11 protein-coding genes and 1 pseudogene are annotated in these 15932 nt (G+C 62.5%); 4 read left to right on the top strand and 8 right to left on the bottom strand.

Annotation, left to right across the window (positions count from 1 at the left end):
• The first annotated feature begins 16 nt into the window (after nucleotides 1-16).
• Nucleotides 17-859 carry a hypothetical protein gene (locus tag BXE_RS34255; protein WP_011492705.1) on the top strand — a complete coding sequence of 281 codons (843 nt, stop codon included), beginning with the start codon at nucleotides 17-19 and terminating at the stop codon, nucleotides 857-859.
• A gap of 67 nt (nucleotides 860-926) precedes the next feature.
• Here BXE_RS34255 and BXE_RS34250 read toward each other — a convergent pair whose 3' ends face one another.
• Entirely contained in the window at nucleotides 927-2558 is a 1632-nt protein-coding gene (locus BXE_RS34250; protein WP_011492704.1) for an MFS transporter, read from the bottom strand.
• A 128-nt stretch (nucleotides 2559-2686) separates the two neighbouring features.
• Here BXE_RS34250 and BXE_RS34245 point away from each other — a divergent pair, with 128 nt between their 5' ends.
• Nucleotides 2687-3625: a LysR family transcriptional regulator gene (locus tag BXE_RS34245; RefSeq protein ID WP_011492703.1), complete on the top strand. Its 939-nt coding sequence runs from the start codon at nucleotides 2687-2689 to the stop codon at nucleotides 3623-3625.
• On the opposite strand, the gene BXE_RS34240 is transcribed toward BXE_RS34245, so the two are convergent.
• On the bottom strand, nucleotides 3622-5805 hold the full coding sequence (locus BXE_RS34240; RefSeq protein WP_011492702.1) for a TonB-dependent siderophore receptor: 2184 nt from the start codon (nucleotides 5803-5805) through the stop codon (nucleotides 3622-3624). The two genes, BXE_RS34245 and BXE_RS34240, sit on opposite strands and share 4 nt — an antisense overlap.
• 411 nt (nucleotides 5806-6216) lie before the next feature.
• Between BXE_RS34240 and BXE_RS34235 the strand changes: the two genes are divergently transcribed.
• Nucleotides 6217-8445 carry an NADP-dependent isocitrate dehydrogenase gene (locus BXE_RS34235; protein WP_011492701.1) on the top strand — a complete coding sequence of 743 codons (2229 nt, stop codon included), beginning with the start codon at nucleotides 6217-6219 and terminating at the stop codon, nucleotides 8443-8445.
• A 107-nt stretch (nucleotides 8446-8552) separates the two neighbouring features.
• Here the strand turns inward: BXE_RS34235 and BXE_RS34230 are convergent, their stop codons facing one another.
• The 5 genes and pseudogenes from BXE_RS34230 to BXE_RS34210 form a co-directional block, all read right to left on the bottom strand.
• Complete coding sequence (locus BXE_RS34230; protein ID WP_007178197.1) at nucleotides 8553-8783, bottom strand: hypothetical protein; 231 nt, start codon at nucleotides 8781-8783, stop codon at nucleotides 8553-8555.
• 404 nt (nucleotides 8784-9187) lie between these two features.
• A complete protein-coding gene (locus BXE_RS34225; protein ID WP_011492700.1) occupies nucleotides 9188-10033 on the bottom strand; it encodes an alpha/beta fold hydrolase in 846 nt (281 codons plus the stop codon).
• A gap of 146 nt (nucleotides 10034-10179) precedes the next feature.
• The gene (locus BXE_RS34220; RefSeq protein WP_011492699.1) at nucleotides 10180-11490 is read right to left on the bottom strand and encodes a DUF3443 domain-containing protein; all 1311 of its coding nucleotides are present in this window, start codon (nucleotides 11488-11490) and stop codon (nucleotides 10180-10182) included.
• Nucleotides 11491-11520: 30 nt separating this feature from the next.
• Nucleotides 11521-12027: a DUF2844 domain-containing protein gene (locus tag BXE_RS34215; protein ID WP_011492698.1), complete on the bottom strand. Its 507-nt coding sequence runs from the start codon at nucleotides 12025-12027 to the stop codon at nucleotides 11521-11523.
• Between the two features lie 342 nt (nucleotides 12028-12369).
• Nucleotides 12370-12697, bottom strand: a pseudogene (locus tag BXE_RS34210) (FadR/GntR family transcriptional regulator); the annotation flags it as partial.
• Nucleotides 12698-13036: 339 nt separating this feature from the next.
• On the opposite strand from BXE_RS34210, the gene gudD reads away from it, so the two are divergent.
• The gene (gene gudD / locus BXE_RS34205; RefSeq protein WP_011492696.1) at nucleotides 13037-14386 is read left to right on the top strand and encodes a glucarate dehydratase; all 1350 of its coding nucleotides are present in this window, start codon (nucleotides 13037-13039) and stop codon (nucleotides 14384-14386) included.
• Between the two features lie 24 nt (nucleotides 14387-14410).
• Here gudD and BXE_RS34200 read toward each other — a convergent pair whose 3' ends face one another.
• Nucleotides 14411-15919, bottom strand: a complete 1509-nt coding sequence (locus BXE_RS34200; RefSeq protein WP_011492695.1) for an MFS transporter — start codon at nucleotides 15917-15919, stop codon at nucleotides 14411-14413.
• Between the last annotated feature and the right edge of the window lie 13 nt (nucleotides 15920-15932).

Genomic DNA, 15932 nt, shown 5'->3' with positions numbered 1-15932 from the left:
CACATAGGAATCGACTATGCCGAAGAAAAAACTCGTCTATATCTGGTCACTGAGAAACGCGGCCGCCGACAAGGCCGGCCAGGACATTGCGTACAAGAATGGCACGCGCTACATGAAGTCGGTGCTGGAGTCGCTTGTCGAGGCGCTCAACGAAACCGGACTGGGCGACCAGTACTCGCTCGAAAAAGTCATCTATGACGACGACGCCGGCTCCAGCACGGACCGCGAGAAACTGAAGGAATATGGATTTGCCTACGAACCGGGCATGCGCTGGTTCTATCCGCCGAATTTGCGCGTGCAGGGCAAGCCGGTCAACGATCTGCTACTCGCCATTCCATCGACTTACCGGCGTGAGCCGCTCGGTGCGCCTGGACGCACGGCAGGCAAGAGCCGCTTTGAAAAGCACCTGCTCGATACGCTGGTGGAGTTGAAGGCGGATATCGTCGTGCTCGACGGTTTGCTGATCATTCTCGACGAGCTGGTTCGGCCGGGCGCCCCGTTCTATCGCAAGATCGTGAATATCCACCCTGGCGTGACGCGTGCCGAATCGCCCTATGAGCGGCGCGGCGCTTATGCGACGCTCGACGCGCTCTATGGCGCGCGTGGCAGGAAGGTAGTCAACTGGAAGACAATGGAGACCGTGGCGGTCGAGCCGTTGTATCTGACGGGCGCATCGTTTCACTATGTCGACAACGGAATCGATTCCGGCGAGGTGATTCACGACGTGCTGAATACCGAAATCGATAAGGACGATACGATCCTCGAACTCCGCTGGAACAATTTCAACCGCAGTCTTTTTCCGGCTTTGAACGAAGGACTCGCGATCATGGCCGGGCAGTCGGTGCAGGTCGAGGCCTGAGCTAAGGAGCGGCGCGTGCGCGCCGCTCCCGTTGGAGCATGCGCCGTCGTCGATCACGCACTGCTGTTCAGCACGCGTCGCAACGGCTTGCTTGCTGCGTTGCCGGCGCGTGCTTCTGGTGTTTCAGCCTTCGCGACGCGCTGCCGGAAATCACGAAGCCAAGCACGGCGAGCACCCATACGCCGACGCCGCCATAGACCATCACCCAGCCGAAACCCTGCATCAATGCAGCGTGCACGATGCTTCCAGACGAGTCGATTCGCGCTAACGCGGGAATTCCCGTTCTGACCGCTTCCCCATCCCCTGCTGCAATCTTCTCTGCCAGCCTGCCGAGCAATGCGGTGTCGAACGTCTTCGGCAAGCGCGTCTGCAGATTGAAGCGAATGCCGCCGACCAGGATCGCGCCCATCAACGCGATATTGATCGCGAGCGTAATCATCCGCGCACTCATGTCGATGCCGGACGCCATGCCCGCGCGTTCCGGGGCAACCGCGGCGGTCGTCGTATTGGTGACCGGCGTATTGGTGAGCCCGAGGCCCGCGCCGGCGACGACGCAACCGGGCAGCATGGTCCACACGTCCGCATGCGCGGCACTGCTGCCGTATCGCATCAGCAGGAAGCCGAGGCCGATCGTGAATAGCCCTGCGGGTATGGCGATTCCCGAGCCGTAGCGCAGCGCGAGACGCTCACCGAGCGGCGGAAACAGGAGGCTGGGCAGTGTGTAGGCGAGCAACGCAAGCCCGGCGCTCACGCTGTCATAGCCGAGGCCGATCTGGAAATAGATCGGCAAATAGATCATGAATGGCCAGAAGCTGAAATTCATACCCGCCGAGCCCATCAGTGCGCCGGAAAACTGCGGAATCCTGAAGACCGCGAAGTCGAACATGGGACGTGCGCTGAGCTTCTCGGCAAAGAGAAAGGCCGCGAAGGCGAGCAGTGCCGCCGCGATGATGAAGAGCGCACGCGGATCGCTGAAGCCGAGCGCCGGAACCTGCGTGATGAAATACACGAGGCCGAAAACCGCCAGCGAGAGCGTGACGATGCCGGCAATGTCGAGCGTATGCGCGTGCGGATCGCGCGATTCCTGCACGCCGCTGAAAACGAGCGTCAAGGTCACGGCGGCGAGTAGCGCGTGCACCCAGAAGACCCATTGCCAACTCGAAAGCGCCACGATCGTTCCGCCGATGACCGGCCCAAAGCCGAGCCCGATGCCGAAGATGATGCCCCACGCACTGAATGCGCGAGCGCGTTCGGGTCCCTCGCTGAACTGATGCGAGAGCACGGCCACCTGGCAGATCAGCATGGCGCCGCCGCTCGCGCCTTGCAGCAGGCGCGCGACGATCAGCGTCGGCACGCTCGGCGCGAGTCCGCAGATCAGCGAGGTGATGCCGAACAGCGCGATGCCGATCACGAAGACGCGCCGGCGGCCGAACCGGTCCGCCAGCGTGCCGGTCGCCATCAGAACCGTTGTTACCGCGAGCGTGTAGGCATTCATGATCCACTGCATGCCTTTGAAGTCGCCGTGCAGCACGCGTTCGAGCGTCGGCAGAATCACGGGAACGCTGGAAATTTCGAGGCCGAACATGAGCGACGCGAGACATACCGCGCCCAACGCCAAGGTGTTCTTGCGGCGCGAGAGGAAGGTGGCGGGTTGCGGAGTTTTGCTTGCGACAGTCCGTGCGATCGGATCATTGGACATGGATTTTCACCTCGATAGTCGGTGGGCGAGTCCACCGTGGACTGTGTAATATAGGGGGAATCGGCGTCCCTATTGACGAGCGAAAATCCCAGCAATGCGTCCCTTAAGGAACCAATGAGGCGAGCGTCATGAGCGACATCCTGGACGGCGTGACGACCTTCGTGCGCGTGGTGGAAACGGGCAGTTTTGCGCTCGCGGCAGAGCGCATGAACCTGACGCGCTCCGCGGTCGGCAAAGTGATCGTGAGGCTCGAGAAGCGGCTCGGCGTGCGCCTGCTGAATCGCACGACGCGCAGCCAGAGCCTCACCGAAGACGGGCAGGTCTACTACGACCGCTGCGTGCGCGCGCTGGCCGAACTGGAGGCCGCCGAAGCCGACCTGGATTCAGGGCGGCGCGAGCCCAAAGGGCGTTTGCGCGTGAGCGTGCCGCAGGCTTTCGGTCATCACTGCGTGGCGCCGGTGCTGCTCGGACTTGCGCGCAAGCATCCGCAATTGAAGATCGATATTTCGATCACCGACCGCTTTGTCGACGTGGTCGAAGAGGGTTTCGATTTCGTGGTGCGCGTGGGGCCGCTGGCCGACAGCGTGAGTCTCGCCGCGCGCAAGCTCGGCGTGCAGCACGCGAGTATCGGCGCGGCGCCCGCCTATCTGGCGAGGCACGGCACGCCGCGCAGCGTGGACGAATTGCGCGGGCACGCGGTGATCGCCTACTTGCGGGCAGGCTCGGCGCAACCGTGGGATGTGGTCGATGTCGACGGGCAGATCCGCCGCGCGCAGGTTCAGCCGCAGCTCGGTTTCGACGACATGCAGGGTATTGTCGACGCCGCGCTTGCCGGATTCGGCCTTGCGTGGCTGCCGAGCTGGCTGCTGGCCCGTTATGCGCAAACAGGCGAGCTGGTGACGGTGATGGAGAATTGTTTCCGGCCTTCTCAGGAGATCCACCTGGTGTGGCCGAAGAGCCGCTATCTACCGCTGAAAACGCGCTGCGCGATCGACGCGCTGGTTGCGCAGATTCCCGCAATGATCGGGGCGCCCGAGGCGGGCGCCCCTCGTTCAGGTCATGCCTAGAATTGCAGCGTCGCGCTGGCTACCGCAGTGCGCGTCGGCGACGGCGCCACGTAGTAACCCCACGCCGTGGTCCAGTAGCGGCGATTGAAGAGGTTGTTGATCCCCGCGCGGAACGTCACGTCCTTGCCGGCGATCTTCGTCTCATAGCGGCCGCTCAGATCGAACGTGGTGTATGCCGGCACGAACTGCGTGTTCTGCGCGTCCACCGCCTGGTTGCCGACGTACTTGCCGCCGAACGCCAGCGTCAGCGGACGCAGATACGACGGGTTGTATTCGATCCGGCCCGTCACGGTGAAACGCGGCGCGCCGTAAATGCGCTTGCCTTCCACGGTCGGATCGTTCACGTCCACGGCCTTCGTGTCGAGCCACATCACGCCGCCCATCACGCGCCATTCGCTCGTGAGCGCGAGCCAGCCGCTCGCGTCGAGGCCTTGATAGCGTTTGGTGCCGTCCTGCACGAAGATGTTGTCCACGTTCGTGTAGTTGTAACCCTGATCGACGCGGAACAGCGCGAGGTTGGCGCCCCACTTGGCGTGATCGGTCTTGAAGCCGACCTCGTACTGCTTGCTGCGCAGCGGGCCGAACGTGTCCGGGTAGTTGAGGTTGGTGTTCGACGCCGCGCCGCCCTGTTCCAGCGACTCCACATAGCTCGCGTACAGCGTGGAGTACGGATCGGTCTTGAACATCAGCGCGAAGGTCGGCGTGACCGGATCGGCGTCGTATTGCGACGAGACCGCACCGCTCGGGTCGTACACATGCTCGCGATATTGCGTATAGCGCACACCGACCAGCGCCGACAGACGAGACGTCAGTTGCACGGTGTCGCTCGCGTACACGGCGGCCTGCGTGGTGCGCTGCTGGCGGTACAGGTCCGAGCCGATGCTGACTTCGTCGTTGGTCAGCAACGTGCTGTTGTACAGATTGCCGTAGCCGAGGAAGTAACCCTCGTTCCAGCCCGTGCTGTTGCTGTACTCGGCGGTCTGCGTTTCGAAGCCCGCGCCTACCACCACGTCATGCTTGATGCTGCCGGTGTTGAAATGACCTTGCACCATGCCGTCTACGTTCTGATAGAAGTAGCGCGTCATGGCCGCATACAGCGTGTTCGAGTAGTTGCCCGCGGGGTCGGTGACGAACAGGAGACTGTCCGAGTTGGTGCGGTTCTCCTTGGCGAAGCGGTATTTCAGGCTTGCATGCCAGTTTTCGGAGATGCGGTAATCCAGGCCCGTGCCGAACGAGGCCATCTCGGTCTGGTAGTAGTTCTGCGGTTGCGTGAGCGCGTGGGTGACTTTGCTCGCGTCGGGAATGCCGCCGGCGTCGCCGCCGAACATCAGGCCGAACAGCGTGCCGTTGGTTCTGCGCTTCTGGTAGAACGCGTCGGCGCTCCACGTCAGGTCCGGCGTAATGCGGAAGTCGAACGCGAGCGAGGCCACCTGGCGGCGAATGTGGCCGTGGTCTTCGGCGGTATTGCCGTCTTCGTTGACGAGGTTCAGGCGATAGCCGAAACGGTCGTCATTGCCGAAGCGGCCGCCCAGATCGACCGCCTCGGTGAACACGCCGGCCGACCGGTAGCCGACCGTGACGCTGCGGTAGGGCGTGTCGGTGGGGCGTTTCAGCACGTAGTTGACGATGCCGCCCGGCGAGCCGAAGCCGTACATGAAGCCGGACAGACCCTTGAGCAACTCCACCTGCTCGAACGGTTCGAGCGAGAGGTCGGTATCCCACGACGGAAAGGTCTGGCCGTCCACCTTGATGCTGTTCAGTGTGTCGATCGGCATGCCGCGCACGGTGAACATCGAATTTTCGCTGATCGCGTTTTCGCTGGTGACCGACACGGCCGGGTCGTACTTGTACAGATCATTGGCGGTCGTCGCGAACAGGTCCTGCGCTTCGTCGCTCGTCACGACGTGGGTGGAGAACGGCGTGTCCACCTGCTTGCGCGAACCCAGCGCGCCCGCGCTGACCGTGTCGGCTTGCGCCACGCTGGTGTCTTTCGTTGCCGACACGCTCACGGCCGGCAAGGTCGCGGCCGTGTCGCTTGCCGCGACCTGCGCCCATCCCGAAGAGGACAGCGTGGAAAGCGTCAAACCGACGCTGGCCAGTAGCCCCGCGCTGAGCAGCGACGGGGTCCGACGTTGGCCGCGCGCAAAAGTTGGGCGGCCGGCGACAAATGAATTCTGCATGTTGTTTGAATTGGGCAGGTGGCGCAGCCGCGCACCAAAGCTGTGCGAAAACGGCGCCGTTCTAGCGAGTGATTGTCAGAAAAATGAGTGAAACTGAAAGGTGCGATCGAATAGTAATGCATCTGATTCGCATTAACAAATTATTTCGTACGTCAGGTCATCTATAAGACATCTGTCTTGCGGCCTAGGGCAAATGGCCGTAAGCCTTATCCAGCGGGGCTCGACCCCGTTGGACGCAGTTTCTGGATATGTTTGTTTCGCAGCGAATAGAGGAAAACACGCATATACTGACGTCCTGGCCGTAAAAAGTAGTGCCGAGCCTCGCGCTGCGTTTTGCTGCTTCGTCGCAACCTCGCCGGCTCAGCGCTACCAAACGCTCTGTCTATCACTTCACCTAGCAAAGCATCGAACATGTCCACATCGCCGAAGATCATCTACACCCTGACTGACGAAGCGCCTGCTCTGGCGACCTACTCGCTGCTGCCGATCGTCAAGGCGTTCACGCGCTCGTCCGACGTGATCGTTGAAACGCGCGATATTTCGCTCGCCGGCCGGATCATCGCTGCATTTCCCGACTATCTGAGCGCGGAACAGAAGGGTTCCGACGATCTGGCGGAACTGGGTGGACTCACCACGCGTCCGGAAGCGAACATCATCAAGCTGCCGAACATCAGCGCGTCGGTGCCGCAACTGAAGGCCGCGATCACGGAACTGCGCGACAAGGGCTACAAGTTGCCGGCCTATCCGGACGTCGCAACGACGGACGCTGAAAAAGACATCAAGGCCCGCTACGACAAGATCAAGGGCAGCGCGGTCAACCCGGTGCTGCGCGAAGGCAATTCGGATCGCCGCGCGCCGCTGTCGGTCAAGAACTACGCACGCAAGCATCCGCACAAGATGGGCGCCTGGAGCGCGGATTCGAAGTCGCACGTCTCGCACATGAGCGACGGCGATTTCTACGGCAGCGAAAAGTCGGCGCTGATCGCGGCAGCCGGCGCGGTGAAGATCGAACTGACGGCCGCGGACGGCTCGAAGACGGTCCTGAAAGAAAAGACGCCGGTGCTGGCGGGCGAGGTCATCGACGCTTCGGTGCTGTCCAAAAACGCGCTGCGCAGCTTCATCGAGGCGGAAATCGCCGACGCGAAGGCAAAGGGCGTGCTGTTCTCGGTGCACCTGAAAGCCACCATGATGAAGGTGTCGGATCCGATCATCTTCGGCCACGTGGTGTCGGTGTTCTACAAAGACGTGCTGACCAAGTACGCCGACGTGCTGGCGAAAGCCGGCTTCAATCCGAACAACGGTATCGGCGATCTGTACGCGCGCCTGAAAGACCTGCCGGCCGAAACGCGCGAAGCAATCGAAGCCGACATCAAGGCGCAATACGAACAGCGCCCGCCGCTGGCTATGGTCAATTCGGACAAGGGCATTACCAGCCTGCACGTGCCGAGCGACGTGATCGTCGACGCGTCCATGCCGGCCATGATTCGCGAGTCGGGCAAGATGTGGGGTGCCGACGGCGCGCTGCACGACGCCAAGGCTGTGATTCCGGACCGTTGCTACGCCGGTGTCTATCAGGCGGTGATCGAAGACTGCAAGAAGCACGGCGCGTTCGACCCGGTCACGATGGGCACGGTGCCTAACGTCGGCCTGATGGCGCAAGCTGCCGAAGAATACGGTTCACACGACAAGACGTTCCAGATCCCGGCAAACGGCGTGGTTCGCGTAACGGACGCAGCCGGCACGGTGCTGCTCGAACAGGCGGTTGAAGCGGGCGACATCTGGCGCATGTGCCAGACCAAAGACGCGCCGGTTCAGGACTGGGTCAAGCTCGCGGTCAACCGCGCTCGCGCCTCCAACACGCCCGCCGTGTTCTGGCTGGACCCGGTCCGCGCGCACGACGCCCAGATCATCAAAAAGGTCGAGCACTACCTGAAGGACCACGACACCAGCGGTCTGGACATCCGCATCATGACGCCGGTCGAAGCGACGAAGTTCTCGGTCGATCGTATCCGCGCGGGCAAGGACACCATTTCGGTCACCGGCAACGTGCTGCGCGACTACCTGACCGACCTGTTCCCGATCATGGAACTGGGTACCAGCGCGAAGATGCTGTCGATCGTCCCGCTGATGGCAGGTGGCGGCATGTTCGAAACCGGCGCGGGCGGTTCGGCGCCGAAGCACGTTCAGCAACTGGTCGAAGAAGGTTTCCTGCGTTGGGATTCGCTGGGTGAATTCCTGGCGCTGGCCGCGTCGCTCGAACATCTGGGCAATGCGTATCACAATCCGAAGGCGCTGATTCTGGCCAAAACGCTGGATCAGGCAACCGGCAAGTTCCTCGACAACGACAAGTCGCCGGCGCGCAAGGTTGGCGGTATCGACAACCGCGGCAGCCACTTCTACCTCGCGCTGTACTGGGCGGAAGCACTGGCCGCGCAAACCGAAGATGCGGCGTTGCAGGCACAGTTCGCCGGCGTGGCGAAGGCGCTGGCTGAGAACGAAGCGAAGATCGTCGAAGAACTGGGTGCGGCCCAGGGCAAGCCGGTAGACATTGGCGGTTACTATCGTCCGGATGTCGAACTGACGAGCAAGGCCATGCGCCCGAGCGCCACGCTGAACAAGATCGTGGACGCGATTGCTTAAGACGCTGAAGAAGCGTGCAGCATTGAAGTAAGTAGTAAGCATGACGATGGCGCTCGCGAGCGCCATCGTCATTTTTGTTTCCACGTGGGCAGCGGCCATACCTGCCATCACACGTGAACGATTTCCCAGTCGCTGAGCTTCTCTGGAATTTCGAGCGTCGCCGTGTCGTCGGCGTCCGGAAGGTGCGGGCAGATCAAGCCGCGTGCGAGGTCGTCTGCTGCCTGTTGCGGGCTCGCAAACTCGCCGAGCGTTTCGTTGCCGTAGGTGGCTTCCCAACCGTCCTGTCCCGGCAAAATGTAGAACGCTCCCTGATCCGAACCAAAGCGAAAGCCTTTCATTTTTAGTCTCCCAGTTGCCAATTAAAAACCGCGGTGCCGGGGCGGCTTCGTGCGCGAGGTTGGAGACCGTCAGACAATGTTTCCGTCTCGTCCACCCTGGCTCGCCTGCTGAAGCGCCGGCTCTTGTAAAAGAGTCTACGTCAGCAGGCAGCGGCGCAAGTGCTCGTTAGACGCTTCATTCGATCAAAAATTATCGTTTAAAAATAAAGACTTATCGTCTTTGTTTCGCGATGTGCAACGCGGGGCGACATTGCGAAATGCCGGATTTGTGCCACGCACCACGATTTTTTACGAAGCAGTCGATCATTCCGCATCGTGAAATTTTGGGAGTTCGGCGGGGTCCTGACGCTTGCGGTCAGACGGCAACGGATACGGCGAGGCCGCCGGCCGTTCAGCGGTGTCGTTCAGCCGCCAAGCCGGCGCAGGAAGTCGAGCATCACCTGATTGAATTGCGCCGGCCGTTGCAGCGGCGCGAAATGGCTCACGCCGGACAGCAGAATCAGTTCCGCGCCCGGAATGGTGCGAGCGAGATAATCGGCGTGTTCCGGCTCGATGAATTCGTCATGCTCGCTATGCACGATGGCGACCGGCACGCGGACTCGCGCCAGATCGTCGGCGCAATAGTTGGGCTCGGTTTTCATCATCGTGCTGACGGCGCCGACAAACGCTTCGAAGTCGTCCGGCGTTGCCGATAGCTGCGCGTAGTCTTTTGCATGGCGGCTGAAACAGCGCTCCACCGTCGGCGTCGGCGCGAACGTCTTCGTGCCGCTCGGATCCATGTTGCAGCCGAAGAAGAACACACCGGCCACCCGCTCCGCGGCGGTGATGCCCAATACCATCGCGACGCAGGCGCCGTCGCTCCAGCCCACCAGCGCGGCGCGTTCGAGTTGCAACGTGTCCATCACGGCCAGCACGTCGGACGCCATCAGCTCGTAGCGGTAGGGCCGCGCATCGCGGGTGCTGCGGCCGTGGCCGCGACTGTCGACAACCACCACGCGACGCCCCGCGCCGAGCAGCGCCGGCAACTGGTAGCCCCAATTGCCGCTGTGCCCGAGGCCGCCGTGCAGCAGAATCACCGGCACGCCGGCGCCGTACGACGCGTACCAGATTCGCGCGCCTTCATGCTCGACGTAACCTTCTTCGTTCGGGACCGGCAGCGGCGCCGCGCCGTGTGCTTCGAAACGTTCGAGGTTGTCGTCGTGCGCCTGGGGGTGGACGGTTCCATCGCCGTGGTCTCCGCTGCGTGGCAATTCGCCAGATTGCCAGCGTTGCGGGCGGCAGATCAACCGTCCTACGAGTTTCTGTGCCTGCGCACGACGCAATGAATAGCCCGTGCGATCCGAGCGGTTCTGATTTCTTCTTTATAGCGATCGCACGGGATCTGACGACAAAACACTCAGCTCGAAACGTATGCGACGTACGGGCCCGTCCCACCACCGCTCGATGCCCGGCCTGAAATGCCGTAATACACATGGCGACCATAGAAGAACGGCAGGCCGAAGTCGAACTGGTGAGTTATGTAGATGCCGAGATTGTTGAACGCATTGTTCCCCGATGCATTCAGCGTCGCGCCGTTTCCGATATTGAAGCCGAGCGTCACGCTCGCCGGATTGGTCCCCGCCAGCGTCGAGGTGCGGCCCACCGTCGTGGCCGGAATGTAGTAGCCGGACGACGCGTCGCGAGCGATCGTCGTGTCCGGAAAGAACAGCACCGTCGAGCCCGAGTCGAAGAACGTCTGGGTAAACACGCTCCCGTTATAGGTGGACGTAAAGTCGCCGTTCAGGTCGGTCCGCAGAATCGGGGCGCCGGTGCCGTTCAATACGTTATTGGTCTGAGTGTCGATGCCGAACACGAGCGTGCCTTGAGCCGTCGCGCTGCCGCTATCCGATACCTGCGCCATTTCCAGAATCACGCCGTTGTTATCCTGCGCGAAGAGCGAAACCGGATTCGTGATCTGTTTGCTCACGGGCACTGAAGTCGCGTTGCCGGCATTGGTGTAATAGAACTGCGGGCGCGCCGTCAGCTCGCACAATGAACCGCAGTCCGTCGGACTCACGCCGATGCCGAGAATGCCGTTTGCGCCGATATCGGCAGCGCTCGCCAGCGGCCGGCCCACCTGGCATTCGGCCGGCGCGGCCACGGTCAGTGCGGGATCGCCGATCACGTGAATCGGCACCGAGGCCGCAATCTCGCTCGATAGCGCCACGTCGGCGGTATGCACCGAACCCCATGCATAACCGCTGCCGAACAACGCGCATTCGGCGAGCGGCAGGCCGCTTGATTGATCCGTTTCGGCGGCGAGCGCGTTGAAGGTCGCGTTCGGGATCGCGGAGCGAACCAGGCGCAAGCCGAACGACGCTGTATCGACGATCACGTTCGGAATCGTCGCGCAGCTCGTGGCCGCGTTGGAGCCGCCCGCGCAGATCTTGACGCTGACCATCGGCTGATTGTGAATGCCCGTTCCGCTTACCGTCACCAGCATCGTATTGCCGGCGCCAACCGGCGTGGGCACGGCAGACGCGTCGACGGCGAGCACGTTGGGTGTCGAGTTGCTGGTAACGGGATTGGAGGTCGTACCGCCCGATGGCGCGGGCGTGTTCGTTGCGGCCGGCGTGCTGCTGCCACCGCCACCACCGCCGCAGCCGGCAAGATTGAGTGCCAACCCGAGCCCGAGCGCCGCGGCAATAATCCTTGCGATTTTGCGCACTGTTGTTCTCTCTCTAATGATTTTAATGAGTTATTTGATGTCGTCCGCGCTGACCCCTTGCGGCAGCGCTTGCGGTAAATAGGCGCGGCCCACGAAGGCGCCCATATGGCCGCCGGTCTCCACGACCAGCCCCGACTGGTGCACGACGGCGGGTCCGTAGCCGCCGCCCTGGGTGGCGTGGGCGTCGGTGAGGGCCTGGACGTAGGACGGGAAGTAGTTGGCGAGCAGCGTTTTGAGCGGCGGCATGGTCGGGCCTTGCCAGCTCAACGCGAACACGGTGTTACCCGCGCCGATGTACTCGCTGACCACGGTGCCGGATGGCAGCGTGGTCTGGCTCACCGTGTAGTTCGTGGAGGCAGCGCCGGCGCTGGCGGCGAAGCGTGCGACCGCCGCGCTATTCTGGCTGGCTGCCCCCGCGCTCGTGCTGCTGGCCGTTACCGGATAGGTCGGCGCGCCGCCCAATCCCGCGTGGGCGGGAATGGCTATCGCGAACGACGCTGCGGCGATTGCGAGCATTCGAAACTGACTCATTATCATTTTTTCGTTTTTGAAGTTTTGGAGAATACGCGCGAACGGTTTTTATCCTCGGGCTCGCGCAAAGGCGATATTAGCGCGAGCGCATTTGATTAAATCAGACGATTAATGGCGGGAATCGGGCTCTGTTTGAAAATGAAAGGCAGCGCGCATCGGGTTGGCGTTCAGCTTCAATCCACGCAGCGTTGTTCGATGAGCATCGCGACGAAAGTCTCCTCTTTGCGGCGCGCGGCAATGTCCTGCCGCGCTTCTCCATCCGCGCTGCATCGGAACGGGTACTTTGGTATTGCCAGCAGGATGCAACCGCATACAACCGCACGCATGACAGCCGCCCACCGCCCACTCTCAGTCGCCCGTTCTGCTTAACTCGTGGGCGCGGCGCAGCCGTTCGCGGCTATTGCTCAAATGCATGCGCATCGCGGCGCGTGCGTCGTCCGGGTCTTGCCGCTCGATTGCGCGATAGATCATCTGGTGCTCGCCGAGCACGCTACGCAGATGTTCGATATGGTCGAGTTCCGCGATCTTCGCCGAGCCGAGCCGAGCCGAGCCGCGTACGTGGACTCACCGCCCGGTCGAGTTGGCTGAGCACGTCGAAGAACTAGCGATTGACGCTCGCGCGTGCGATCTGCAAATGAAACTCGATGTCGAGCGCCAGCGTATCGATGCTGCCACGTTAGCGTCTGGTGGGAGACGGGCGGTTCGATTGCTGCCTCCCAGGTGTTTCGGGCAGAAGGATTTCGGGGTGCGTCTGCGGTATGCGACTGACCGCCTATTTTTGGTTGTAGGACGTCTTATTTCAGCATGCCGCTGCGATCATGCAAGTCGAAAGACACGTGGCACAGCCTTACAAACTGGACGTAAGCAGGGTAAACACCGCATTGGCTGGTTATATCCAATCAAAGTAGACTGTCATCGTACAACATATGGCATGCCGCAAGCCAGAATGCCTGTCGACCTGAATGCGCAGGTTGCATTCGATCAGACCGCCTGAACGGCCAAACCTGGAGACATCATGTCCGCGAAACCTTCCCAATCGAACGACACGCCGGTCGTCACCGAACTGCGCGTCGTGCCTGTCGCCGGCCGTGACAGCATGCTGCTCAATCTGAGCGGCGCGCATGGCCCGTTCTTCACGCGCAACATCGTCATCCTGCGCGACAGCGCTGGCCATACCGGCGTGGGCGAAGTGCCGGGCGGCGAGAGCATTCGCAAGACCATCGACGACGCGCGTGCGCTCGTCGTCGGTCAGTCGATCGGCAATCTGCAGGCAGTCCTGAACAAGGTGCGCACACAATTCGCCGAGCGCGACGCCGGCGGCCGCGGTTTGCAGACGTTCGATCTGCGCACCACCATTCACGCGGTGACCGCGCTCGAAGCCGCATTGCTCGACCTGCTCGGCCAGCATCTGGGCGTGCCAGTCGCCGCACTGCTCGGCGAAGGCCAGCAACGCGACGAAGTGGAAATGCTCGGTTATCTGTTCTATATCGGCGACCGCAACAAAACCGACCTGGACTATGCGAGCGGCGCCGATGCTCGCGACGACTGGGAACGCGTGCGCACCGAGCAGGCGCTGACGCCCGGGGCCGTCGTACGGCTCGCCGAGGCCGCGCAGGCGCGCTACGGCTTCAACGACTTCAAGCTCAAGGGCGGCGTGCTGACTGGCGACGCCGAAATCGAAGCGGTCACCGCGCTCGCCGAACGTTTTCCGAACGCGCGCGTGACGCTCGACCCGAACGGCGCCTGGTCGCTGGCCGAAGCAGTGCGCCTATGCCGCGACAAGCACGACGTGCTGGCCTATGCGGAAGATCCGTGCGGCGCCGAAAACGGCTATTCGGGCCGCGAGGTGATGGCCGAGTTCCGCCGCGCGACCGGCTTGCCGACGGCGACCAACATGATCGCGACCGACTGGCGCCAGATGGGCCACGCGATCCAGTTGCAGTCCGTGGATATCCCGCTGGCCGATCCGCACTTCTGGACCATGCAGGGCTCGGTGCGCGTCGCGCAGATGTGCAATGACTGGGGCCTCACGTGGGGCTCGCACTCGAACAACCACTTCGACATTTCGCTCGCCATGTTCACGCATGTCGCGGCCGCCGCGCCGGGCAGGATCACCGCGATCGACACGCACTGGATCTGGCAGGACGGCCAGCGGTTGACGCGCGAGCCGCTGCGGATCGTCGGCGGCAGGGTCAAGGTGCCGCAGGCCGCGGGGCTCGGCGTCGAACTGGACATGGATGAGATCGGCAAGGCGCACGCGCTGTATCAGCAGCATGGCCTGGGCGCGCGCGACGACGGCGTGGCCATGCAGTATCTGATCCCGAACTGGAAGTTTGATAACAGGCGCCCGTGCCTCGTGCGCTGAACCAGCGATGATCCGGCCGGCGCCTCAGCTCTTGCGAAACACCACATGCGAGATGCGCTGCACCAGCAGCGCGGCCGCCAGCGCCGCGACCGCCGTCAGCCACACGCCGATGTGAATGGACTGCACCAGCGCATCGCGCGCCGTATCGATCAACGCGAGCGTATTGAGCCCTGACGGCTTCATATCCGCGATCAGCTTCAGACGTGACGCTTCGTCGATCAGAATGCGCAGATCGACGAAGCGGGGCCGCCATTGCGAGGCGGCCGGCTCGCCGAGCACGCTCATGGTGCGCGTGACGACGTTGCGGTAATGATGCGACACCACGGTCGCGACAATGCTCGTGCCCAGCATCCCGCCCACCATGCGCGTGGATTGCAGCAGCGCCGTCGTGATGCCGAAGCGTTCGCGTCCGGCAATCTCCTGGCCGAACACGTTCAGATTGTTGAGGATGAAACCGAGGCCGATGCCGACCGCGGCCATCGGCAATTCGATCCACAGATGCGGCGTGTCCGGATTCGCAAACGCCAGCGCAATGGAAGCGAACAACAGCAGCGCGAAACCGATCGAGAGGATCCGCGTGGGCTTCTTCATGTGAATGACGATGCGCGTGTTCAGCAGACTGCCGAGCGCGATGCACGCGGCGATCGGCGTGGCGAGCAGTCCGGCCTGTTGCGGCGACAGGCCGAAGCCCCCTTGCAGCAGCAGCGGCGCGAAAAAGATCAGCGAGAACATCACGAAGCCCGACAGCATGCCGAGCGTGAACAGCGTGACGAGTTGCGGATCCCTGAACAGGTCAAGCGGAATGATCGGATGCGTGGCGCGTTTTTCGCATACCAGCAAAGCTATCGCGCCGGCGATCACGCAGACGGCCAGCGTGAGATTGGCGATGCTCAGGCCGTCTTTCGGCACGGCTTCGATGAACGCTTGCAGACCGCCGAGCACGGTGGCGACCAGCGCCGCGCCGAGCCAGTCGATTTTCACGTCGCCTTCATGCGGACGGAGAAAGCTCGGCAGATGCGCCCAGATGAAATAGAGCGCGGCCGCGCCGACCGGCAGATTGATCAGGAAGGTGGAGCGCCAACCCCAGTGTTCGCTCATCCACCCGCCGAGCGATGGCCCCGCCGCCGTGCCGATACCATACGCTGCCGCCATCACCACCTGCCAGCGCACACGCGCGCGCGGATCGGGAAAGAGATCGGGTATCGACGCGAACGCCGTGCCGACCATCATCCCGCCGCCGACACCTTGCAAGCCGCGCGCGATCACGAGAAACAGCATGTCGTTCGCGACGCCGCAAAGCACCGACGCCACCGTGAACGTAATGACCGCAGCGATCACGAAACGCTTGCGGCCGAAGTAATCGCCGAGCCGTCCGAACACCGGCACCGTCACCACGGAGGCCAGCAAATACGCGCTGGCGATCCACGCGTAATACTCGAAGCCGTGCAGTTCGGCGACGATGGAAGGCAGCGCGGTACTGACGACTGTCTGGTCGAGTGCGACCAGCATATTGACGAGCCCGATGCCGAGCATGGCGAACAGAGCG

Origin of the sequence: Paraburkholderia xenovorans LB400 (assembly GCF_000013645.1) — a bacterium.
In the GTDB taxonomy this organism is placed as follows: domain Bacteria; phylum Pseudomonadota; class Gammaproteobacteria; order Burkholderiales; family Burkholderiaceae; genus Paraburkholderia; species Paraburkholderia xenovorans.
This window is presented reverse-complemented; position numbering and strand designations above follow the sequence as displayed.

What these genes read in the sequence shown, in the direction of transcription:
- BXE_RS34250 (WP_011492704.1), bottom strand. Translation starts at nt 2,558, where the DNA reads ATGTCCAATGATCCGATCGCACGGACTGTCGCAAGCAAAACTCCGCAA.
- BXE_RS34240 (WP_011492702.1), bottom strand. Translation starts at nt 5,805, where the DNA reads ATGCAGAATTCATTTGTCGCCGGCCGCCCAACTTTTGCGCGCGGCCAA.
- gudD (WP_011492696.1), top strand. Translation starts at nt 13,037, where the DNA reads ATGTCCGCGAAACCTTCCCAATCGAACGACACGCCGGTCGTCACCGAA.
- BXE_RS34245 (WP_011492703.1), top strand. Translation starts at nt 2,687, where the DNA reads ATGAGCGACATCCTGGACGGCGTGACGACCTTCGTGCGCGTGGTGGAA.
- BXE_RS34215 (WP_011492698.1), bottom strand. Translation starts at nt 12,027, where the DNA reads ATGATAATGAGTCAGTTTCGAATGCTCGCAATCGCCGCAGCGTCGTTC.
- BXE_RS34235 (WP_011492701.1), top strand. Translation starts at nt 6,217, where the DNA reads ATGTCCACATCGCCGAAGATCATCTACACCCTGACTGACGAAGCGCCT.
- BXE_RS34200 (WP_011492695.1), bottom strand. Translation starts at nt 15,919, where the DNA reads ATGCTCGGCATCGGGCTCGTCAATATGCTGGTCGCACTCGACCAGACA.
- BXE_RS34230 (WP_007178197.1), bottom strand. Translation starts at nt 8,783, where the DNA reads ATGAAAGGCTTTCGCTTTGGTTCGGATCAGGGAGCGTTCTACATTTTG.
- BXE_RS34255 (WP_011492705.1), top strand. Translation starts at nt 17, where the DNA reads ATGCCGAAGAAAAAACTCGTCTATATCTGGTCACTGAGAAACGCGGCC.